The sequence below is a fragment of the Bradyrhizobium sp. USDA 3262 genome (assembly GCF_054060035.1).
The window spans coordinates 3250467-3273789 of the sequence record NZ_JBSSCT010000001.1; the positions used below are offsets into that span (position 1 = coordinate 3250467).

The 23323-nt window shown below is 57.7% G+C and carries 18 protein-coding genes and 2 pseudogenes; 7 read left to right on the plus strand and 13 right to left on the minus strand.

Annotated elements, in window-relative coordinates; genetic code table 11:
- Positions 1-26: 26 nt before the first annotated feature.
- Positions 27-1361, minus strand: coding sequence for an oxygen-independent coproporphyrinogen III oxidase (gene hemN, locus ACVWYP_RS15050; protein ID WP_253592505.1), 1335 nt, complete (start codon positions 1359-1361; stop codon positions 27-29).
- A gap of 808 nt (positions 1362-2169) precedes the next feature.
- The gene (locus tag ACVWYP_RS15055; RefSeq protein ID WP_016840024.1) at positions 2170-2886 is read right to left on the minus strand and encodes a sulfite exporter TauE/SafE family protein; all 717 of its coding nucleotides are present in this window, start codon (positions 2884-2886) and stop codon (positions 2170-2172) included.
- A gap of 823 nt (positions 2887-3709) precedes the next feature.
- Between ACVWYP_RS15055 and ACVWYP_RS15060 the strand changes: the two genes are divergently transcribed.
- Entirely contained in the window at positions 3710-3895 is a 186-nt protein-coding gene (locus ACVWYP_RS15060) for a hypothetical protein (protein ID WP_016840023.1), read from the plus strand.
- Between the two features lie 577 nt (positions 3896-4472).
- Entirely contained in the window at positions 4473-5198 is a 726-nt protein-coding gene (locus ACVWYP_RS15065) for a LuxR family transcriptional regulator (protein WP_016840022.1), read from the plus strand.
- 271 nt (positions 5199-5469) lie between these two features.
- Here the strand turns inward: ACVWYP_RS15065 and ACVWYP_RS15070 are convergent, their stop codons facing one another.
- From ACVWYP_RS15070 to nodD1, 11 genes and pseudogenes are all read right to left on the minus strand, one after another.
- The gene (locus ACVWYP_RS15070; RefSeq protein ID WP_016840021.1) at positions 5470-6192 is read right to left on the minus strand and encodes an outer membrane protein; all 723 of its coding nucleotides are present in this window, start codon (positions 6190-6192) and stop codon (positions 5470-5472) included.
- 618 nt (positions 6193-6810) lie between these two features.
- Positions 6811-7083 carry a hypothetical protein gene (locus ACVWYP_RS15075; protein WP_075968984.1) on the minus strand — a complete coding sequence of 91 codons (273 nt, stop codon included), beginning with the start codon at positions 7081-7083 and terminating at the stop codon, positions 6811-6813.
- Between the two features lie 1048 nt (positions 7084-8131).
- Positions 8132-8506 (minus strand): hypothetical protein, encoded by a 375-nt coding sequence (locus ACVWYP_RS15080; RefSeq protein WP_016840019.1) that lies wholly within the window; start codon positions 8504-8506, stop codon positions 8132-8134.
- Positions 8507-9451: 945 nt separating this feature from the next.
- Positions 9452-10477, minus strand: a complete 1026-nt coding sequence (locus ACVWYP_RS15085; protein WP_026192371.1) for an LLM class flavin-dependent oxidoreductase — start codon at positions 10475-10477, stop codon at positions 9452-9454.
- Positions 10478-10646: 169 nt separating this feature from the next.
- Positions 10647-10904, minus strand: a pseudogene (locus tag ACVWYP_RS15090) (transposase); the annotation flags it as partial.
- A 60-nt stretch (positions 10905-10964) separates the two neighbouring features.
- A complete protein-coding gene (locus ACVWYP_RS15095) occupies positions 10965-11174 on the minus strand; it encodes a hypothetical protein (protein ID WP_225164195.1) in 210 nt (69 codons plus the stop codon).
- 679 nt (positions 11175-11853) lie between these two features.
- Complete coding sequence (locus tag ACVWYP_RS15100; protein WP_018270189.1) at positions 11854-12966, minus strand: branched-chain amino acid ABC transporter substrate-binding protein; 1113 nt, start codon at positions 12964-12966, stop codon at positions 11854-11856.
- Between the two features lie 240 nt (positions 12967-13206).
- Positions 13207-13920 carry a MerR family transcriptional regulator gene (locus ACVWYP_RS15105; protein ID WP_026192373.1) on the minus strand — a complete coding sequence of 238 codons (714 nt, stop codon included), beginning with the start codon at positions 13918-13920 and terminating at the stop codon, positions 13207-13209.
- A 122-nt stretch (positions 13921-14042) separates the two neighbouring features.
- Positions 14043-14252 (minus strand): hypothetical protein, encoded by a 210-nt coding sequence (locus ACVWYP_RS15110; RefSeq protein WP_075968983.1) that lies wholly within the window; start codon positions 14250-14252, stop codon positions 14043-14045.
- A gap of 593 nt (positions 14253-14845) precedes the next feature.
- Positions 14846-15842: pseudogene (gene nodD2 / locus ACVWYP_RS15115) on the minus strand (transcriptional regulator NodD2).
- A 640-nt stretch (positions 15843-16482) separates the two neighbouring features.
- On the minus strand, positions 16483-17427 hold the full coding sequence (nodD1, locus tag ACVWYP_RS15120) for a transcriptional regulator NodD1 (RefSeq protein ID WP_016848464.1): 945 nt from the start codon (positions 17425-17427) through the stop codon (positions 16483-16485).
- 850 nt (positions 17428-18277) lie between these two features.
- On the opposite strand from nodD1, the gene ACVWYP_RS15125 reads away from it, so the two are divergent.
- From ACVWYP_RS15125 to nodU, 5 genes are read left to right on the plus strand one after another with little or no spacing between them, the layout of a single operon-like run.
- Positions 18278-18910, plus strand: coding sequence for a NodA family N-acyltransferase (locus ACVWYP_RS15125; protein ID WP_026192374.1), 633 nt, complete (start codon positions 18278-18280; stop codon positions 18908-18910).
- Complete coding sequence (gene nodB / locus ACVWYP_RS15130; protein WP_016848466.1) at positions 18907-19566, plus strand: chitooligosaccharide deacetylase NodB; 660 nt, start codon at positions 18907-18909, stop codon at positions 19564-19566. Before ACVWYP_RS15125 ends, nodB begins: the two co-directional genes overlap by 4 nt.
- Positions 19567-19582: 16 nt before the next feature.
- Entirely contained in the window at positions 19583-20956 is a 1374-nt protein-coding gene (nodC, locus tag ACVWYP_RS15135; protein WP_018270192.1) for a chitooligosaccharide synthase NodC, read from the plus strand.
- The gene (nodS, locus tag ACVWYP_RS15140; protein ID WP_240536973.1) at positions 20919-21599 is read left to right on the plus strand and encodes a nodulation methyltransferase NodS; all 681 of its coding nucleotides are present in this window, start codon (positions 20919-20921) and stop codon (positions 21597-21599) included. Before nodC ends, nodS begins: the two co-directional genes overlap by 38 nt.
- 14 nt (positions 21600-21613) lie before the next feature.
- Positions 21614-23323 carry a nodulation protein NodU gene (gene nodU, locus ACVWYP_RS15145; protein ID WP_018270194.1) on the plus strand — a complete coding sequence of 570 codons (1710 nt, stop codon included), beginning with the start codon at positions 21614-21616 and terminating at the stop codon, positions 23321-23323.

Below are 23323 nucleotides of genomic sequence, written 5' to 3' on the forward strand. Positions count from 1 at the left end.
ATCGAAACCGTGCTCGGATCCGTGGCTTAGTAGGGTGTGCGGTCGAGATGAGCGTCGAATGCCGCAGCGACAGCGCGCACGACAAAACGGTGCTCGTGCTTGACGCGGATGAAGCCGTTCTGGATCTCCACTATGCCGTCCTCGGAGAGCATTTCCAAGCGGTCGGCTGAATCGAGAAACCCAATCGGATCAACTCCATGGGCAGCACAGAGTGCCGGCACGTCGGCCTCCAGATCGCACATCAGGCGCTCGATAATCGCAGCCCGCAGCCGATCTTCCTCAGTGAGACAGCAGCCCTTCGATGTTGCCAGACGGCCAGCTCTGATATGCCGGCTATAAGTAGCGGTTTCGGCCGCGTTCTGGACGTACCCGTCACCGAGACGGCCGATGGCTGACGGACCAAGGCCGATCACGGTCTTGCAGGTATCTGCCGAATAACCCAGCGAGTTGCGGCGTAGCCGTCCAGCTTCTTGTGCCAGCGTGAGTTCGTCGTCCGGCAAGGCGAAATGGTCGAGCCCGATTTGGCGGTAGCCGGCAGACACCAGCGTGTTCGCCATGGCCGCAGCTTGCTCGACGCGGGCAACATTGTCCGGCAGTGCCGTCTCATCGATCTGGCGCTGACGTTTCATATAGGAGGGCACATGGGCATAACCGAAGACCGCAAGCCGGTCGGGTCGCATGGCCGCGGCCGTCCTTGCCGAGTTCACACAGGACTGCACCGTCTGGTGCGGCAGTCCAAAAAGCAGGTCAAAGTTGATGCGGCTTATTCCCTGCTGGCGAAGACTTTCGACAGCAGAAGCCGTCTGCGTTTCGCTCTGAATGCGGTTGACCGCCCTTTGAACCTTGGTGTCGAAGCTTTGCACACCAATGCTCGCGCGGCTGACCCCGGCTGCCCCTAAGCTTTGCGCCATCTCGGTCGTGAGCGCGCGCGGGTCGATCTCGATGGCGACGCTAGCGGACGTGCTGAAGGCAAAATAGCGGCGTAATAGCTCCATCAGAGCTAGGAAATCGACCGCCGCAATGCTGGTTGGCGTTCCGCCGCCGAAATGCACGTCGTTGACGGGCAAGGCGCGCGGCAGTCGCTCCGCAACCAAACGAATCTCTTCCCGCAGCGACGTCAAGTAATTGCGAATCGGCCGTTCGCTGCGCGTGAGGCTTGTAGGAAACCCGCAGTACCAGCAGATCGACCGGCAGAACGGAACGTGGATATAGAGCGATACGGGTTCGTCGGGCGGCAGCCGGTTCAACCAAGTCTGACAGGTCCTGGCGCCGATTGTCGTGGAGAAATCCGGTACAGTTGGGTAGATGGTGTACCAAGGCAGGCGAGCATCGCAATATTTGTTCAGGAGTGCGGTCTGCAAGGCTTGGCTTCCCATGCTTATACAGCCGCGAAGCTGGCCGATGCGCCCTCCTGTGTCTTTGAGTTATGTCAACTGGTCCGAACTAAGTCGAAATCGGAATTCCGTTCTCGATATCACGGCCTAGGGACTGACGTGGCGAGAGGTATCCAGGGCCGAAGGCTGCGCTGCGAGCGTGGATGTGATCCACCATCTCGACCCATCACCGCGAGGCAAGCGACATCCCGCGCAGGTCCGGGTGGAGCGGCTTCTCATCGCTCACCTTCCTTCGCTATAGGCGGCAGCTCTCGGATAGATGCCATGAGCAGGACGTGTCCGTTGGAGATACCATGGATAAGAAGTTGCTCATTAGATGAGGCGCGACAAGCGCGAGATCATACAACCTGACGCTACGTGAGATTCAAGGCTCTTGGAGCCACGCAGAAAGCATTTTAGACGCCACGCCCAAAAAAATGGACAGGCCTCATTTCCGCCACGCTGCTTGTCTCATTGCCGCAAGCATCGTCACGGATGTACTGATGATGTTGGGGCGGACCCGGCGCACTTCCAACCCCGGCAAAGTGCGTCGGGGCGCCTTGGCTCGGCGACGTCCCATCGCCAATACAGGCAGCTCACCAATTCACAACCAAGTGTCAGGTTTTGCTAATCCCGGATCCGAGTCCGACCAACTTCTCACGCGATCGCTATCTGACGATGCGTTTCTGTCCGCCTAGCGCTTTATGTCGCTTGCTTTTGCGCTTGCTTTTACAGTTATCAATCTTCGTAAGATTATCCAGTTCAGGTCTTCATTGGTCGCGCTTCAGCTGCGCGATCATGCGCAAACCAATTGGATACCGGCAACGAATAGAACCGCCACGAGAATGAACCTGGCAGTTGTCTGGCTCATCCATTTCAGGCCGATCATCGTGCCTGCGACGGCACCCCCCAGCGCGGCGACTGCGTAAAGCCAGAAATACGAAGACGGAAATTGACCAGCGAGAAGAGCTCCAACGAAGCCGATTGTGGAATTAGCCAGAATAAATGGGGGCGACAGCGCGGCGCTCTGCTTCGGCGACGCCCAATTCAGGGCGATGAGCGTCGGGGCGAGGAACACCCCGCCGCCGACGCCGGTCAGGCCGGAAACCAGGCCAATCGCCGCTCCAATGCCCACCGTTCCCCAGATCGGATTTTCGCAAATGCGATCGGCGGCGCCTCCACGCCGCACGATCATCACGGCTCCTGCCAGTAGAATGACGACCCCGGTCAGCGTCTTATAAATGTCTTCTCCGAGCACCATAAGGCCACCGGCAAACGCCGCCGGCATCGATGAGAGCAGAAGCGGACGCAGCATTATCCAGTCGACGACTTTGTTGCGGTTGAAGACCCATGTAGCGTAAGTCGCGACAACAATGTTGAGACCAAGCGCCGTCGGGCGCATCTCTGTCGATGGCAGAGCAGCAAAAGCCATTAGCGCCAGAAATGCAGTACCACCCGCCTGGCCAACGGTCGTATAGAGCAGTGAGATGATCGCCAGGACCAGAGAAAACATACTTCACCGGTTTTGGCGACGCGCTTCGCCTTGGTTGCGAACCGCATCAAGGATGCCCTCCCGAGGCGAGGTGCAATTGTCTTTCCCGCGGGGTTGTTGCTTTGAATTCCGAGTTTAGTCAGAATGCGCTGCCGGACCGATCCTCAACCCAAATTGCATGACGATTGCCATGTGTCGATCGTCTCCATCAATTGTCAAGTTGGGTAGTTGACTGGACTGCCCAAGACTCTTGCAGGTGGATGGACAACGCATGTCGGGTAGGCAGTACTCCCGACCTCGCCTGACGTCCACGGGCATTCCGAGCCGTTACACATGCAAGGTCGGTTGCCGGTGATCGGACCCGTGTTTGTCGTCGATCTCTGATCGGCCAGCCTCCGTGCTTTCAGGCCAGAAGTTCGCTGCGCTTGGGATATCGACGCGTTGGAGGGGCTGCCGTCGCGAAAACGGCATTCTTTTTTTGATCTGGATCAATTGGTGCCGCGGCTCGCGCAAATGGTGCTGTCGCGTTTCCTTCCGATGTCACGATTGCTTCAATACGCCATGTACTGGAACCGCCCGTTTGCCAAGCCCTTGCTTCCACGAATGATTGTGCAAACACAAAAACTGGTATGACACTTGCTGGTCCGATCCCAAGTCCTCTCCCTTCTGGAGATGCACATGCAACGTGTCCTCTGCGTCAAGGAGCTCTCGCGACATCGCGTGTCTCTCGTTGCATCGTTGGCGCCACTTCTATTCGCCCCTTCGATTTATTCGCGCCGGACCTGCACGCCCCTCAGAGACCACGCATTAATGCTAGGTCGTTACCTCTTGGGGTTTCTGCTGCATGTTGCTTATCGATCGCGTCCTCGACGCCGCGGAGGGGCCCAGGATCGGCCAAGGGCTGGCGATGCGAATTCGCAAGAGGGGGAGGAAAAATGACGCCACTATCACCTTCGCCGGCAAGCAGAGCATCGACGGTGACACCACGCAGTGGGGAGCCGGCGCCCGCCAGCGGGTCGGCGTACCCTAGCTCACCTCGTTCGGGAAGCTCAGTGCCTATAGTCTGCTCGTGCTCGACCTTGACATGCAGCGAAGCTTCATTCGCACCGGACCTGGGTTTCGCACGAGCCAATCTGACCTATGCTGACGCCGCAACCGGTCGTGCTGTTTGGTTCGTATCGCCGGCTGAACCGTTAGGACAGTCGGATTTCCTCAAATCCGCGCGCTCCGCATGTGCGTCAGAGATCGAGAGCGCGGACCAATCAAGGTGGCCGGCCCAGCGGCGATTCCTAGATTACCAGCGCGTCACAGGGGAGCCGGTTAGATCACATTGGATGGGCATCGGCGCTACGGTTGCGTCGCGTTGTTCGGCTTAAGACACAGGATAGCAGCGGCGCCTCGGTTGTTTGACGAAGACGATCACGCCGCCGCAGTGGCCGGCAGAGCCCCGAATTCGGAAATGGCGTCTGGCAGCATGCGGGCGCTCCAGACTTCTCGTAGAGCAAACCCGGGAGGTTCAGGCCGTGGAATCCAACTTGGCTCCGCCTGAAACAAGCGCAATCGAACGCAGCGACACCGACCATGATCGGCGTCCTCAGCCGCCGATCATGGATCGTTTTAGCTTCACTGAATGCGCAAAACAGACGCATTCGCTCAGAGCGCTGTTCGAGCTCCTCGTAAACTGCGCCACCGAAGAGGGGTTCGGTGAGGTTGCTTATGGCGCCCTCAACTTCGTTGAGCCACTTCGCCTGGCGGAATATCCACCCCCAACCGTGGCCGTGAAGTGGCCACCAGATTGGTGCGAGCGATACTTCAAACACAAGTATCACACCATCGATCCGGTGGTTCGGCGGACGCCGATGCTGTTGCGGCCGTTTTTGTGGGATCAACTCGCGAACCACTATGAACTTCAGCCAGACGAGAGACGCGTACTGGACGAGGCCAGGGAGGCCGGCTTGAAGCATGGTATGAGCGTGCCGTTGTTTGGGCCGCTGGGCCGTGTATCGGTGGTGTCGTTTGCATCTCCATCCGACGATGTTGATCCTCAGGACCGCATCGGCCATCTCAACGCATTGGCTTCGCTCTTTCATACCGCCCATGGCGAGATCGCACGTCCTTGCAATAATGGCGGAGAGAAGAAAGTGACCCTGTCGCAGCGGGAGATCACTTGCATGCGGTGGGTGGCGGAGGGAAAATCGTCATGGGAAATTGGGGTGATCTTGGAAATCAGCTTGAATACCGTCAATTTTCATATCAAAAACGCGATGCGAAAGTTGGGTGCGACCACCCGGATCCAGGCAGTCGCTATTGCGATTCGCCTCAATGTTTTTTGAATTGCTCACTCGAATTGGAGCTGGCGCCAACGGTTAATTGTTGCTCGCGCTTCCGTTGAGGCAAGCGATTGCAACCCCTCGTCGCGTCGGATCGGAGCTCCTCAACGAGTGTTGGAGCACGGCGATGCGTTTTATCCAGCCTATGAGCCAGCTGGGACGACTGGTGTTTGGAAAAGGCCGGCAGGGGGTGCTTGTTGGTCAAAGGAACTTGAAGAAAGAACCCCGACCGACGGTCGGGGATCTCGATTCGACGCCGCTGGCGTGGATATCACTATCTGCCAAACGCCGGGCTGAACTTGTAATTGAGCCGTGCCGAGATGAGATCGACGTCCTGGTGGACGCGATCGCCGCCGGATGTTGGGAAGAGCACGCTGCTGCCCTGCATGAACAAATGGTCATACTCAACGCCAGCCGACCAACTCGGCGTGAGGCTGACTTCGACCCCTGCGCCCAGCGCACCACCCCAACGCACATCGTCGTTCCTGGAAATCCCGGCTCCGGTAGTCACTGAATTGATGTGATAGGTGTTGCTGGTCACCGCAGCACCGCCCTTAGCGTACAACAGAACGGCATTGAACGCGTAACCGATGTGACCGGTTAGCAAGCCGAACGCATCCGTCTTGGTGCCAATGACGTCTGCCGGGAAGGCGGTGCTGACATTGGAGCCGTTGAAATCGGCCCAGTTGCCCTGACCTTCGATGCCATAGACTGTATTGAAGATCTGCCAACGATAGCCAATCTGACCACCGACGGTGGCTCCAGCCGAATTATGGCAGCCCTCGGGAGTGACGCCATTGAAATCCCAGCAATTATGGCTCGATCCCCAGCCCCCATTGATACCGATATAGTAGCCGGTCCAGTCGGTAACTGGGGGGGCAACCGGCAGCGGAGGCGCTTTGACGTTGAGGGGCTGCCCGGCGAAGTCCGCGCCAAATGCGGGAGCGGCCGCACCGAGTGCGCCGATGCATGCAGTCAGAATCAGCAAATTCTTCATTCGAGTGTTGTTCCTTTCGATGCCCCCCGGCGCTGTGCGTCTTAACAACATCGCCGCGAATTGCTGTAACTGCAGCACAACATTGTTTTGCAAGAAACGGGTCGAATCGAACGCTGCGTCAGATTGTTGGGCGCGCATTCATCGCCATGCACAGCCCGACCAAGATGCTCTTAGCCGATAGGCACGCACCATGAGCGAAGGTCAATACCGCCGATAGTAACTCTTGCACGCTTCTCAACGGTCTCTGTGCGCCCGCGGAGGAGCCAAAAAGGTCGATGCGGCTTGCCTGCTTCTAGTAGCTAATTTGCTTCGCGCTTGCGGATGCGGCAGCGCCTAACGAGGCATTACGCTGAAGTTGTCCAAGCGCGTCCCGAGTTTAGGGCATGAGTAGAATCTTCGTATGCACAGTGTCACGTTAAGGGGTAACGAGCTTATCCTGCCTCGTCGTCGCTTACTCTGACCCTTAGCTGACTTGCCCAGCGCTTGGCGCTTTGTACCCGCTGCATTAGTTCAGAAGCGGTTCGGGCAAAATAGTGGTGGAAAAATAATGCGACAACCATGTATCGAGAATGCTAATCTGCGACTTAAGATTGCGGAGAGCAGTGACATAGCTGATCGTTATTGCCGCGGAAGTGTGAGTAATCTTGCTGCCTTGGTCGAGGCTGTCAATTCTGCGCGTAATTTTCGTATCGCCTCGTTCGCCAGATGCAAGGTATTCCGTTCGCCGTTCCTTATCGAAGATTCCAGGGAAGCTCGCAATCGGCTATGAAGTACTGTCTTGTGATTATGTGCCAGCAGCGGATCCTTCTCGACAAAGCGCCACGCCTTGTCAAACGCGGCGCTCACGAGAATTTCGGGCGCCTGCATCTGCTCGGATGAGATCTGATCCATCTCAAACTCCAATCGATATCTTGAATACGAAGAGGTCGCGTTGTCGAAGCATCGAGTGCCGGTGGCCTATCAAGCAAGCAAGAGATCGGGTCCGTAGGCGCGCTCACGCATCGAGCCACTGTCGACGCTACGATCAGATTTATACAGACGCTTATTGAAGCGCGGATGACCGAACGTCGTAGTATCAAATTCAGTTCAATGATTCTGTATCACTCGAAGGCGGGCGTGCGTTATCGCGCGCTTTCATGCCGAATTGCCCAAATTGCTTGCGGTCGGTGGTGGTGGCTAATCCAAGAAACTAGAAGAGCGGGCCAGATTGGGTCGGCGCGACGGTGCTAGCGGACGAGCTGACCTTTCACCACATTCGTAACCTCGAAATACGAAGCGTTTGAACCCCAGTATTGACCGTTTTGTACGATTCACCGCCTAAGCGCGTGACGCAGTCTGGACAGTGTTTGTCGGCGTTCTAACATGATCGACGGCGCGCCCGTCTTTCTGTTGTTTGACCCGTTCGCATGGCCGCGTGGTGTGACGTTTTGCGTCAAGTGGGAGTGCAGTAGAGAAGGCGGTGACGAGATGCGGGGTAATTGCGATGATCTGGTTGGTGTTGTCCTGCAAGGAGCCGTGGAATGTAGTGCGTTGCGGGATGTAAGAGGTGCTGCCGCAACACAAGCGCCGAACCATTGAGGAAAACGTACCGAACGAGACAACCATGCCTCTGCGTCGCCACATACGTTGCTTCGCATTCATTCGCTTAGCTGCGGAATATAAGTCATTATAGATACGATGTACTTGATACAAGAAAGTCCAGCTGAGATGAGAGTCGATGATGACCTCCCCGGCGCGATGGCGTCCTTTCAAACCCCGCTGTGATGCCGGAGGTTGCAATATGACAGGGCAACGGAAGCGGCTCGCTCGCGAGACATAAGCCCATTGAATCTTGAGCCTTGCTGCGGTGCTGGGCGCGCAAAACCGCAGCGCGGCGTAAGCCCAGCTATGAATGGCGTTTCATCGCGTCCTCAACGGCCGGAGTACACCGAATCGAACGTCACTCCGCTGCACGCGACAGAATCAGTTTGGCGATCTTAATTCGGTTGGCAGGCGTACGCAGAGCCTCAGGTAAAGCTGCCACTGTTTGATCGAAAAGCCGGCCCAAGGCCTGAAGGTCTTCTGGATGATAGATGCCGCGGTCCGCCGACATTCGCGCTGTTTGCCCGTCGCTAGTGTAGCCGTTGGTCCTCGCATCGCCGAGCTGACCGAGCGCAAGCTCCGCATTTATCATTTCGTTTGTGAGTGCGTTAAGCAGCCGGACCGCTTCGAGTTCGTTGCCTTCTTCACCGATGAGGGCGGCAACGATGCCCAGTTGCAGGTCGATGCGGTGCTTCAGGTCCTGTATACGCGAATTGGAAGGATCGAGTTCCACGGTGTTTCTCCAGAGTAATTAAGAGCAGGCCTAGGCTAAGTAAAGAGGTGCGTCGTTTGTCGCGTTCGCGGGGCTGCAGGCGCGTGACGAGAACGAATTGCCGCTGCAGAAGGCTGTGCACACGCGCAGTCAGTCGCGAACAGCGCATAGAATGAGATGACCGCGGTGCAAGTTTGCAGAAAGCAGGTGAAGGCGGCCAGCGCCGAGTAGCGCTGAGGGTGTGAGCGAGTGAGAATCGCCGACCACGATGATGTGGGGGTCCGGTTCGCCTTGGCCGAGGGCCCAGTTCGCTTGTCAGAGGCCTAGCCGGCGCACGCATGGACCCCAGCCGATAAGAGTGCGTGAGAGCCAATCTCCTGGAACGCCTTTAGCATGACGACAATTAGGTCGGCGACTACGCGGTAGATGGCGCGTGGGACGTTGCGATGCGCCATCCGACTATGGGTGCGCAGCACGTGCCGCGATTTGCAGGATGGGGTAGTCTCATTGGTGATGCAGGCACGCGCGGCTGGAGATGCCCGGCGACGACGCTCAAAGCAAACTGGGTTCATTGTCACACGTGGTTCGTGAAGGGCTGCTTTCCGAAAATCGGCGATTGACTATGGGGTATTTGGTTAAGAACGGTAAAATCGAAAGTTTTGATGGGATGCATCCAGCTCGCGGATAGCGCGCGCGATCGGGGGATCCGCTCTGGAAGACGCATGAGGCCAGCAGCATATGAACAACGTTGGCTTGACATGCCGCCGCTCTCCAAATCAGTTCACGTCACCGCCGACGACGTCGGCCGAGAGGCCTGCACGATGGTCATCGGGGCGAGTCAGTCCTCATCGGTCTTTGGACCTCCTGCTGAATAAGGCAGGAGGTCCTAGATAAGCGACTTCGGGACATCCAATCATAGATGGAGGTCGCGACGCGCTGCCTCTCTGAGGTGCCAAAATCGGATAGTCATTGTCTGGCGATGATCTCGGATCTGATTGTGGTTGCGGTGTATAGAGAAGTTTCCAGCGGGAGGTTCCCGAATGCAAGCTGGCAAAGTAGGTAGTTGGCGCCCGCTTCCTCCATCTGGTTAAGAAGGAGCTGTCGGGCGGAAGCTGGTGTTCCGACGACGCACAATTCGTTCTCGAGCGCTGCATCGAAGGTCAGCGGCAGGGTAGGTGGTGTCGGAATGGCGTTCAGCTCGTATACGAATCTAAAGCTCTCGAGCCATCGCTGATAAGCGGTTTCCGCTGCTGCATGGGCGTCTCGGTCAGACTGCGCAATCACGACCATGCGGAGCAGACCAAGAAACGGCTCCCGATCGTCCGCGTCCGTCATGCCCGCCCGATGCGAGCGGAACGCATTCGTAATGTTTCGGACAGCTGAGGAGCGGCCTTGGCACGCCAGATTGGCGCCATTTTCAGCGGCCCATTCCGCCGACTCGGTCCGGCTGCTCGTGATCCAGGTCGGCGGACATGGATGCTGATGAGGCTTCATGGTCAAAGGTATCTCGCTCAGCTCAAAAAATCGTCCGTGATAGGATAGCGTATGCCCCTTAAGCGCGGCATTTAGGATTTCGCTGGCTTCCTCATAACGCTCTGGCGCCGCGTCCGCGCTGACGCCGAAATAGCCCCATTCGGTCGGCAGGGAGCCACGTCCGATACCGAGCTCGAGCCTGCCGCCGCTCAATTGGTCAAGCATGCAGATCTCTTCGAACGCGCGCAAAGGATGATAGAGGTTGAGCAACAGGACCAGCGGACCAACGCGCAGTCTCTGGGTACGCTGCGCGACGCTCGATAAAAACAGATTCGGCGACGGCCCTCTGCCATGTGGTGTGCAGTGATGCTCGGCTAGGTGATAAGCGTAAAATCCCAGAGAATCACACACTTCCGCCAACTTGAGGCGATCTTCGTATTGTCGCGCGACATCGCGACCGTCGTCGTCCAAATGGTCGAAAATGCCGCACGTTAGTCTTGGAGGAGGGCTGTTTTTCACTTGATCATCTCCGTTTGTGGAACAGAAGTCCCGGTTGCCTGATGTCGTCTGTCTCAAAGACGGCTCGTTCGCTATTTGACCGCTTTTGACTTCTCTCGTTGGGTGCAGGCACCGAGCTTGCACGATGCGATTGGGTCATGAGAATCTGCAAATGGCGGTCTGATCACTACTTTGACAGGAGCTCGCGAAGGGCCGTCACACCGAGCATGTGCTCCACCAGAAGCATCTTTAGCTTCACGTTCTCCTCTTCCAGGGCCCTCAATCGCTTGGCCGCAGGAACGTCCATGCCGCCAAACTTGGCTTTCCAATTGTAGATTGCCGCCTCAGAGATCCTGTGCCTACGAGCTAGATCGGCCGCTTTCGCGCCGGCCTCATGCTCCCTCAATATCGCGATAATGTGCTCTTCCGTGAATCTCGGTCGCTTCATCTGTCCGCCCTTCTTGGGGGAGGACTTGCACTCCGGCCAGAGCAAATTGCCAATAGGAGGTCAGCTGCCGCGCGCCAGCACGACGCTTGGGTCGGAGGGTACTCCAGAAGGGTCAAGTTCAGCGAAGTCGGCTGCAACTTCCTGCCTTTCAGGCCCGACAGGCCGAAGGTTGTTCGCGAAGGCATAACGGCGCCCAAAGATGCGCACGCCGATGGCATGGCCGATCACATTGATGTCGAGAATGTTCTGGCTCGTGTGTAGCCAGCCCATTGGCATGTCGCGGCGGCCGGCCTGACGGCGGTTCGCTCCAAGGTGGAGCTTTTCCTCGCATGTCGGCATTGCCGTGCCAGGACGGTAACGAGCCTTCCAGTAAGGCGGCGGACAGCGGGAATGGGGGCCCATTGATGGCAACGCAAGTCACGAGGAGAGCTGTTCGGTCGGAACGCCAATTGGCCGTCTTGCCGTGTGCTGTTCGCAGGACCTCGCACGGGGCGCGCCTGCTCATAGAGTGCAGCGCGCATGTGCATCTGTCGGTATGCCGGCTCGATGACGCAAATTGCTGATGCAAATTGAGTTCCATGGCTACGTTGTGGGAAGAAACCACCGGCACTTCGTGATGTCGCCGAGCCGTTGCAGACGGCATAGAGGCCTACTTGAGGAGGAGCCGGTGAACCAAAAAGAGCGACCATCGGTCTGATCAAGACATGCCTGCCAAGGTGGTCGTGCGATACTGAGGGTTTGCACAAGCACTACTTGTTTATCATCGGACGCAACTCATCCCCCAGTGGATCGACGTCAGGCAGCTCTGCCAGCGCTGCAGCGAACGCCAAAAATGCTCCGAAAACCGCGAGTATAAGAGTGCACGCCAGTAGGGCCGCACCAAGGTCGTGAGGGCGTTTCATTCTCTGTATCACTGGCTGAATTGTGGGAGGTTGCTCGTCGTCCCCGATCAGTTCTGCTTGACGGCTTCAACATGCCCGTCACGCCAGCGGTAAACGAGAAATCCAGGAGCCGCGTTGTCTCCTTTAAAATCAAACAGTATTGGGCCTATCACGGTATCGATCGGCCACGAACGAAGTGCGCTGGCCACTCGTCGAGCATCGAAAGAGCTGGCCCGCTTTACCGCCTCTGCCCATGCTTGGACTGCTGCATAGGCGTAAAGCGTGTATCCTTCGGCAGACAGATTGGCAGCGCTGAGTCTGGCCACGATGCCGGCCGCTTTGGCATTCTTGACGGGGTCGGCCATGAAGGTGAACAATGTGCCATTTCCTGCACTGCTGGTAATGGCCCAGAATTCAGAGGTCATCAGTGGATCGTTTGCCATGACGATGAGGCCGGCACCTGCTTCTGACGCCTGGCGTACGATCAGTCCAATTTCGGTATGATAGCCGCCGATATAGGCGACCCGCACGCCGTCCTTCTTCATTCTTGAGACCAGTGCTGCGTAATCCTTTTCACCGGCTATGTAGCTTTTTCGAATGACGTGCTCGCCGGATTTCTGCAGCTGTGCCGCAACCACGTCGGCAATGCCCTTACCCGCCGTGCTCTTGTCGTCGAGCACTGCGATCGTCTCGTTATGGTGATTTGCGTGAATGTACTCAGCTGCAACGAGACCCTGTTGGTCGTCACGGCCGCAAATCCGAAACACCGTCTTAAGGCCACGTTCTGTCAGTTGAGGACTTGTCGAGCCAGGTGACATTTGAATGATGCCTGCTTCATCGTAGACGTCAGAGGCCGGAATCGACGAAGAAGAACAAAAGTGACCAACGACTAGCCGGACGCGCTCGGTTGTGAGTTTATTCGCAACTGCGACGGCTTGCTTGGGGTCGCAAGCGTCATCGACGACGGTCAATATCAGCTTGGTATCGGGAAGTATGCCCGACGCGTTCAAAGCCTCGACGGCGGCCGCCGCTCCATTGCGCATTTGTGCGCCAAACGCCGCGCTGCTTCCGCTCATAGGACCAGCTACGGCAATATTGACGTCGGAGGCGCGCGTAGTCGAGCCGACGGCGCAGAAGAGCAGTGCTGCACTGGCAGCTAAAACGTAACGCCGACCCAACATTGTAGGGCTCCAATGCTCACCTGAAGTGAACCGCCAGCGCCGGCGGCTCGATTTGCTTCCAAGCCTGATGTGGTCGCTTCTGCCAAGCGAAGTCGTGCGCGTCAGCTTGGCTACGCCGCGACCATGATAGAGCCTACAATTTGACGTTACGTGCGGTTCAAGTCCCTTTGTGAGAAACTAATAAACCGTGGTCTCGGCGGAATGATCAGCGAGATCCTGCGCATCCCTGCGCCCAGGCCGTCAGTACGGCTGATCCTCCAGCCCCGCAAGGGCGAGGTCGAGATACTGCATAAGAGTAGGATCCCAACCGGCCAGACTGCGAGGGGCACTCAACCGCGCAAGGACCTTCAGGATCGTTGAAACGCGCGAATCGGCTCCGGCGATTTCGCTGATCAGCAGCCGCGCTGCAACCGCCACAGCTTTCGCTCGCTCACCGCAAGGGTGTTCGCCCCGATCCATGCAATCACGCAGTTCGTCGCGGATTCGCCTCCACCGCTCCTCGCGCTCTATAGCCAATTTGCACGTACATCGGGACGTCTGACTACGCGTCTGGACCTTAGACATCGCATCCAAGGTTGCAGGCAGCTCATCTACACTTACCTGGATCTCACTGCCTGTCGTCATGTCGCGTAAACGATCTCGCAACAGGGTCGCTCGAGCGACTTGAAGTTCGATCCGCTCCAAATGTTTGCGCAGCAGGTCAATGAGTGAGGTAGTGCCCTCCATTGCCTTACGTATCTCGTGAAGGGAGAAGCCAAGCTCACGTAACGCGCGAATCTGATGAACTCGTTGGACGCTTTCACGATCGTACATCCGGTGACCGCCGTCTGTGCGCTCCGATGCGGCCAAGAGCCCGGTATGTTCATAATGATGCAGCGTGCGTACCGTCACTCCGGTCGCCTCTGCAAGTTCGCCAATGCGCCATCGACGCCTTCGTGGTGTAGCTTTGCTCATGTTGTTCAATTTCAAAGCCTACAACCTGACGTCACGTATGATTCAAGCTATTTCAAAGCTCTAGCTGGATCGTCTTCCATTCCAGCGTAAGAGATGGTGACTATCCTCAGAATGGTTGGCGATCAACCCTTAGGTGAAATGATGATCAACAAGTTCATCAGGCATGCCAGCCTGGACGCGCCGCTCTCTGTACTATCCAAGATGAGTTTGGCGACTGCGGTCCGATTTTCAGGCGTTCGCATCGACGGCGGTAACGCATTGATTGCGCCATCAAACAGGCTTCCTAAGACAGATAGTTCTTCCGGATCGAATACGCCGCTGTACTGTTCCAACGGTCGGCTCCTTGTTTGTCATTGCGCCAAGGCGGCGCACGTCGTCAAGACGTTTGGCCGCGATAGGGCCAAAAGAAGTCAGATCAGCGGCGCGGAGCGAGGAAGATGCATGGCGCCTTAAGGTGATGCGACAAGGCAACACAGGCGCGCGGTGTCTTGCAAAATAGCACGAGCGATTCCCGTCATCTGTACAATCGCTCGGCGGGCTGGCCGCGCGTCATGTGCGGCTCGGCGGAGGAATCGACTCCGCGCATTCGGAGCACGACTGGTTCTGAGCGCGGATGGCGCGAGCCCCGAGTTGATCTTGCTCATGCCGCTACGTGAGGCCGCGCTCAAGGGCGGGGCCTGGCCCGCGCGATGTATCGAGCGCTTGGTGCGGCGCTTCTGACGTGTGGCCCCTCTGAAACAACTCAATAGGTGACTTGAACTGCCACCTGACGTCGGGCGGCATGCCAATTTGCAAATCCCGCGGCAACGTCATGATAGCCGTCGGCAGCGAAGACGCTGGACGTGAGTTAGAGCAGGAGAAGTCTAAAGTGTGGCTGTAGAGACATGCAGCGGGATATAGGAGGCGTGCACGTCCTTGAGAGGAGTCACGATAGTCGCGAGGCAACGCTCGTCAGGCGTCCTTCAGTGTCCGCTTGCTCCGAAGCGTAGCTCATGGAGCAATCATCACTCGTAGAGGTCATGCGAGCCGCCTCCTGCAACAATATCTCTCGCATCCAGATGCTTTCCGGATCGCTGTTCTGAAGGACAGGCCATTGGACCGCTTCGGTAAATGTTGGGAACGGCCGCGGAAGCTCGGCGATCCGAAGGGGCATCGTTGTTTCGAAATGCTTAACGAGCCTTAAAGGCATGGTTCCTATCCGGCTCGTGCCCATCAGCATGGGCGGGATCATGCCGTAGCTGTGCACGAGGATGTCGATGCGTCGGTTCAGGCCGCGATCAAGTAGAAACGACTCCTCGATGGGAGGCATGCGCGCAACTCCGAGCTTAACCGCAACATGGCCCATCGTCATGTATCGATCAAATGTAAGCCGTCGCCGTAGCTCGCCGTTCGTGCCGCAGCCTACACACACGAGCCTTTCCTCGAACAGGGCTATCCGCGGGTGCGCGCTGGACATGAATGGTTCCGGGAGGATAATGAAATCAAGCTCGCCGCGCCGGAGAAGTTCATCGTGCTCATCGGCGAGCGCTACCAGTTCGAAGCTGACGGCAGGAGCTTCGCGCGCGACACGCTCGGCGACATGTCGGAAGAATACGATCGTTATAAAATCGCAAAGGCCGATCCTGAACCGCCGATTCGATTGCGCCGGGTCGAATGCGTCGCGCGCGATAATGGAGAGCTCGATGTGCATCAGAGCCTCACGAACGGGTGCCGCCAGCCCCTCCGCGCGTGACGTCGGGACAAGTTTCCGGCCTCTCATCGCAAACAGCTCATCACGGAAATAGGGAACGCAGCCGGGCAACGGCTGCGCTCATGGCCGGCTGACTGAGGTTAATCTTGCGTGCAGCTGCGGTAAGGCTGCGCTCAGTCATTAGGGCGTCAAGGGCGACGAGAAGATTCAGATCAAGGCCGTTGAAACGCATATCTCATTATCCGACGCGCTCGTCTTTTACAGTGCATACCATGAGCGACAACGGCTGCATCTGAAGCGGTGTCATTGGCTCGCGCGAATCAACTCAGTTCCTCTCGTGCGATTGCGAAGAAGCTCGCGGAGCATCGCAGAATGGCACGCAGTGCGCTCGGGGACGACGACCTGCGGCTCGAGCCGTCGGGAGCGCCAACCTGATCGATCTCGTCGATTCCCGGCACTCTCGCAACTCGACTTAGTCGAGCCGCCATTGGCAAACCAGCCTTAGTGCCTATCCTGCCATAGCCAGGAGTTCACGCGATGTGACCCGTTGACGTCCGCCTGCGCAGCATTGGTCAGGAGGCAAATTACAACCTGACGCAGTGTCAGGTTCAAGCGATTTAATTCGCTTCGCCAAATACCATCGTACTCGAAAGCTCGCGTCCTTCCGCGATGGCGTCGGACCTCGCGTGCAGTACAGGCGCACTACACGGTTTGCGGGATCGTTAGGCGCACGGGCCGGCAATCGTTCACAATCCCGGGCCGGCTCGCGCGTGCGTTTTGCAGCATGGCCGTCCGGGAAGCTAAAATGACAAGGCAGACACGTCGAATGATGAGTGGGATATTTGCATCTGCCGGAGCAGCTTGTGGTGGACCTAGCAGCGCCTGCGCGTTGGTAGTTTCCGATCTGCAGATCCCATGTTGGACGCCTCCTCCAACAATATCCGCCGCATCCAAATGCTCGCCGGATCGGTATTGTGGAACGCAGGCCACTGCACGGCCTCGGTAAAAGTGGGCAGTGGGAGTGGTGGCTCGACGATCCGCAGGGGCATCCACTTTTCGAAGTGTCTGGCTAGACGTAAGGGCATTGTTCCTATGCGGCCCGTGTCGAACAATATGGGCGGAATCAGGCTAAAGCCCTGCACAACGACCTCGATGCGCCTTTTCAAGCCGTGCTCGAGCAAGAACCACTCCTCGAGGTTGGGCCTCAGCGCCCGTCCGAACTTGGCGGTGACGTGCCCCATTGAATTGTATTTCTCGAATGTAAGTGGTCGCAATAGCTGCTTGTTCGTGCGGCATCCCACGCATACGAGGGTCTCATCGAATAGCGTCGCCTTAGGATGCGCGCTCGACATGAACAATTCCGGCAAAATGAGAAAATCCACTTCGCCGCGGCGAAGCAGCTCACCGGGTTCATCGGAAAATGGCAGCAATTCGAAGCGCACCGCAGGCGCCTCCTGTGCGATACGATCAACAATTCTCCGAAAAAACACGATTGTCATGAAATCGGAGAGAATGACCCTGAAGCGTCGGCTCGACAGGGTCGGGTCGAACGCATCCCGAGAAATGATCGAGAGTTGGATGTGCAGCAGGGCCTCGCGAACCGGACCCGCAAGCGCCTCCGCGCCGGGTGTCGGGACGAGCTCGCGACCTCTCATCGTAAACAATTCATCGCGAAAGTAGCTGCGCAGCCGCGCGATCGCAGCGCTCATGGCGGGCTGGCTCAGGTTAATTTGGCGCGCCGCCGCTGTGAGGTTGCGCTCCGTCATTAGAGCATCGAGCGCAACGAGAAGGTTTAGATCAAGTCCCTTGAACCGCATGTCGTGAGTCTATCCATCGTGTGGATGTGTTCTATCGAAACAATCGATTTTACCAAACTGCGGATTGTTGGATAGCAAACATCAGTTTGGAAAATGAATTAGGTATGCCACGATGGCTATTGGTCGTACGCGGGCTCCGAGAAGAAATCCTGGACGTGCGAGGATCTGCCGAATCCGTGTGCGAAGTGGCTATCTCTGCCGCACGCGCGTTGCGCCTGTTATAGGTGCGACTCTCACGCGATGCGACGCTAGGCAGGCCTCGATAAACCTTCGTATGCGCGTTCCATCCCTTTCCATATCGGCGGTTTACCCGCGTACACTTGAGGGCGTGCTCAGCCTCACCTTAGTGTCGCGACCAAGCAGCGTGCGCAGATCGCAGATGCCGAATACTTCCGGCGACTGGCCAAATGGCGCGCCTGTCCATCGCAATACAAGGCGAGTCGAAGATGCATAAGACCGAAGTTGATCTAGTGCCCGCCGCGTGTGTCCTCGATGAGCTTTCACACACCGATGGGCAGCCCTCAGAGAGGGTAATGCCGATCGCGATCTTGGGCGCGACGGAGCTCTCCCAGGATGCAGATGGAGTCTGCACAACCCGATCGCCTCATTGGGATGTCCGGGCATATGTCGACCATGGCATTGCTGGAACGACACGTGCGAGCTGCGCCATCGTCTCGCCGCCAACGATGGCGCCACTCCGATTCAGTCAACTCTCGGGCGACCTGGCGAGAATAGTCGAGCGCGGATGCCGCATGCCAACACATTCCAGATTGATCAGCGGTTCGGCGAATAGCGAGTGTCTTACGTGACTATATCCGCTCTCATCCCTACTGGCGCAGGGAAGTCCGCCATGAATATTGCCGTGTCGCCGTCTGCGGAAGAGCCTTCCGCGCGCACTCAGGTCCAGTGGAGCCTTCGCTGGGAAAGCGAGCTGCAGCTCGCCGATCATGCCGAGCTCGCCGATTTCTTTCGTAAGAGCTATGGGCCGACTGGTGCATTCAATGCACAGCCATTCGAGGGTATTCGAAGTTGGGCCGGCGCAAGACCTGAAATGCGCGTAATCGGTTACGACGCGCACGGCGTCGCTGCTCATATTGGCTTACTGCGCCGCTTCATCAAGATTGGCGGCGTTGATCTTCTCGTGGCCGAACTGGGATTGTATGCCGTCCGTCCAGATCTTGAGGGGCTTGGAATTAGCCACTCAATGCGCGTGATGTATCCTGCGCTGCAGGAGCTTGGGGTGCCGTTCGGCTTTGGTACGGTCCGGCCCGCACTTGAGAAGCATCTGACCAGACTGGTCGGAAGGCGAGGGTTGGCAACCCTCATGCCAGGCATTCGCGTCCGCTCCACCCAGGCAGATGTCTACCCCAATTTGTCGCCGATCCGCATCGAAGACGTGCTCGTGGTGGTGTTCCCAGTTGGACGCTCAATGGGCGAGTGGCCGGCGGGAACAATTATCGATCGGAACGGGCCCGAGCTGTGAATGAACTCATCCCCCTATCTGCGGTGCGGTGCAACTACGGCGACGTTAGCGGAAGTCGTTCGGTCTACTTGACCTTCGATGATGGGCCCAATCCATTTTGCACGCCGCTCGTCCTCGATGTCCTGACGCAACATCGGGTCCCCGCGACTTTCTTCGTTATCGGCACGTACGCGGCCGACCAACCTGAACTCATTCGACGAATGATCGCCGAGGGGCACGAGGTTGCGAACCACACGATGACGCATCCCGATCTGTCCAGATGCGAAGCAGCGGAGATACATGATGAGGTGCTAACGGCGAGCAGGGCAATCCGATTGGCATGCCCACAAGCGTTGCCCCGGCACATGCGGGCACCCTACGGCATATGGACCGAAGACGTGCTTGCTACGTCGGCCAAGGCTGGCCTCGCTGCTGTGCACTGGTCGGTCGATCCGAGAGATTGGTCGCGTCCTGGGGTTGATAGCATCGTGAAGTCAGTGCTGGCGGCTGTTCGCCCGGGAGCAATTGTGCTCCTGCACGACGGATATCCGCCCGGCGAGGAGGCGTCGTGCATCGACAGTACCTCGCGTGAACAGACGGTGAGGGCGCTGGCATATCTGATTCCGGCACTGCAACTGCGCGGGTTCGAAATCCATCCGCTTCCTCAACTTCACTGAACAAAACTGGCACCCCATGGATCTGCTCGCTACAACCAGCGCTGTCGCCGTTTCGTCTTATGCGCTGCTCTCGACCATCTACAAGAGCGCGCAGGCGCTTTACGCTCAGCCGACCAATCCCTCATCGCTGCAGAACGATCTCGAGCAAGCCGGGGTGGTTCTGCCCAGCGTGGATGTAATCGTGCCCTGTTTCAATGAGGACCCAAACACACTCTCCGAATGCCTCGCGTCGATTGCAAGTCAAGACTACGCCGGAAAACTGAGAGTCATTGTGGTCGACGATGGATCCGCAAATCGCGATCTGTTGGGACCCGTACACAAAATCTATGCGAGCGATCCGAGGTTTCGCATCATCTTGATGGCCAAGAACGTCGGAAAGCGCAAGGCGCAGATTGCTGCGATACGCAGCTCTTCCGGCGATCTGGTCCTGAACGTCGACTCGGATACGATCCTTGCCGTCGACGTGGTCACGAAGCTTGTATCGAAGATGCAGGACCCCGACGTCGGCGCGGCCATGGGGCAGTTGGTAGCGAGCAATCGCAACGAGACCTGGCTGACCAAGCTGATCGATATGGAATACTGGTTGGCTTGCAACGAAGAGCGCGCGGCGCAGGCACGCTTCGGCGCCGTGATGTGCTGCTGCGGGCCGTGTGCCATGTATCGTCGCTCTGCGCTCGCCTTGCTGCTTGATCAATACGAAACGCAATTTTTTCGTGGAAAGCCAAGTGATTTCGGCGAAGATCGTCATCTAACGATCCTTATGCTCAAGGCGGGGTTTCGAACCGAGTATGTCCCCGACGCGATCGCAGCAACAGTGGTGCCGGACAGCCTTGGACCATATCTGCGACAGCAACTACGCTGGGCGCGCAGTACCTTTCGAGACACATTTCTTGCGTTGCGCTTGCTGCCCGAGTTGGATCGCTATCTGACGCTCGACGTTGTCGGACAAAATCTCGGCCCCTTGCTTCTCGCCCTCTCATCACTGGCTGCGCTCGCGCAGTTCGTCATCGGCGGGTCAGTGGCCTGGTGGACGGTGCTGACGATTGCGGCCATGACGATGGTCCGGTGCAGTGTGGCAGCGTTCCGTGCTCGCGATATGCGGTTTCTCGGCTTCTCGCTTCACACACCCATCAATATCTTTCTCTTGCTGCCGATGAAAGCCTACGCGCTTTGTACATTGAGCAATAGCGATTGGCTGTCGCGTAAAGTCATGGTGGCAAGCGACGGAGAGAATAAAGCTGTCATTCCGCATGCGGCCACCGGAATAAGCTCCGCGAGAAGTGGTGTGAGCTCTGCCGCAATTTGTAAGCCCGGGCTTTCGCACCGTGCATCGAGCGTGGCGGCGACCGAGAGTGTTTGCGGTCCCGAGCGATCGAGCGCCTACAAATAGGTTGGATGCCCCCGTGACATCGGACAAGAACTATCAGCTATTGGAGCGCGAATTGGCTGTCGATGATCCATGGCGGCTCGACAGCAATTCGTTCGAGCAGGAGCGATACGCGCAGATGCTGCGGATGTCGCGTTGCAACGGTGACGTTGTGCATGCCCTCGAGGTCGGATGTGCAGCCGGTGCGTTCACCGAAATGCTGGCGCCGCACTGCCAAAGGCTCACCGTGGTCGATGTCATGCCTCAGGCGATCGAGCGTGCGCGCCAGCGGACCAAGAGGTGGTCACATATCACATGGATAACATGCGACATTCAGCAGTTCTCGACGGCTGAGCAGTTCGATCTGATCGTCGTGGCCGAGGTTCTTTACTACCTCAAGGACATCGCCGAGATGCACACAGCCATCCTCAATCTGGTCGGTATGCTTGCACCAAATGGCGCTCTGGTGTTCGGGTCCGCGCGTGATGCTCCGTGTCGACGCTGTGGGCACGCTGCCGGTGCGGAAACAGTGATTTCTCTCTTCAATGAGAACCTATCCGAGATCGAGCGTCTTCATTGCCATACTGAGTCGGTCAATGAAGACTGTTTGCTCGTGCTGTTCCGGAAGCCGATTAACTCGTCAGAACAACCAAATTACGGTCATTAGGGCCAGGGGGTCGTATGCGCATCTGTGGCATCAAGTTAACACATGATGGGGCAATCGCTGTCGTCGAGGACGGACAGCTTGTCTTTTGCACCGAACAAGAGAAGCGCGGCAACAATCCACGGTATCAATCTGTCGATAACCTCGATGCAGTCGTGCTCGCGTTGGCTGAGCATGGCCTGGATCCACGAGATATTGATCAGTTCGTCATCGACGGCTGGGATGGAGAGATCGAGTCGCAGTTCCAGGTTCTCAGTGGGGCGGTTCCAATCGCGTTGAAGGGGGCGCCATATGTCGAGCGCCATGCCGAGGGCCTTCTAGATTCAGTCGATGGCTATGGCCTGATCCTTGGCGGCAAGGTGTTTCCCTATAAGAGTTACCCGCACGTCACCGGCCACGTCGCCTCGGCATACAGCACCAGCCCGTTTGCCAGCGCCGGAAAGCCCGCGTTCTGTCTGGTATGGGATGGCTGCATCTTTCCACGTCTCTACTATGTCGAACCTCGAGGCGCCCGACTCATTGCCAGTCTGTTTCCAATGATCGGTCATTCCTATGCTGCCGCGGGCCTTCATTTTGGCCCTTACAGGCAGCCGAATCGCACCAATTGGGACTTGGGCATCGCCGGCAAGCTGATGGCTTATATTGCGCTTGGCTCTTTCGACGAAACCATCGTGGCTGTGTTTCAGGAGCTTTACGAAAAGCGCTTCGCTGCGGATACGGAGCAGGCCCGTCGCTACCGCGCCGACATCAACAATGCTGAGGCATCGCTTGCCGCTGTACACGACTTTTTTGAGGCGAGCGCGCTGCGCTTGACGGCCAAGCGAGCCGAAGACGTCCTTGCGTCGTTTCATGTGTTCCTGGAACGTCTTCTTGTCCGGGAAATTGCGATGGTTTTGCTGCGACACTCGTCGCTTCCGGGCGCGAGAAACCTATGTGTAGCCGGGGGGTGCGGGCTCAATATCAAGTGGAACAGTGCGCTTCGGGCGACGGGACTGTTCGATGAGGTCTGGGTGCCGCCGTTTCCAAATGACAGCGGCTCGGCAATTGGCGCCGCTTGCAGCGCGATGGCGGCACAAAAGGGGTTCGGGCCACTAGAATGGTCAGTCTATAGCGGTCCGGCGCTGCAGGCCAGCGAAAGTCCGTCAGAATGGGAGCCTGCACCATGCACTCTCCGCGAGCTTGCGGCCATTCTTGCTGACAACAAACCCGTAATCTTCCTATCGGGACGCGCCGAGCTTGGGCCACGGGCGTTGGGTGGCAGAAGCATTCTTGCAGCAGCGACCTTGCCGGCAATGAAAGATCACCTCAACGACATCAAGCGCCGCGAGCATTTCCGGCCAGTAGCGCCGATTTGCCTGGAGGATCGGGCGCCGGAGATCTTCAGTCCCGGGACGCCAGATCCTTATATGCTGTTCGATCACCAGACCCGGGAGGAGTGGCGCGATAAGGTCCCCGCTATCGTCCATCTGGATGGCTCCGCGCGGTTGCAGACAGTCGCCCGCAACTCTCCACACAAAATCGCCGAGCTGCTCGTCGAGTTCGAACAGCTCACCGGCATTCCGCTGCTCTGCAATACGAGTGCCAACCTCCATGGACGAGGATTCTTCCCGGACGTGGCCGCCGCCTGCCAGTGGGGGCGCGTAGAGCATGTGTGGTGCGACGGCCTGCTCTGGACCAAAACCGTCGTAAGCAAGCCAACTTCGGCTGAACGCCTTTTGTCAGCCTAA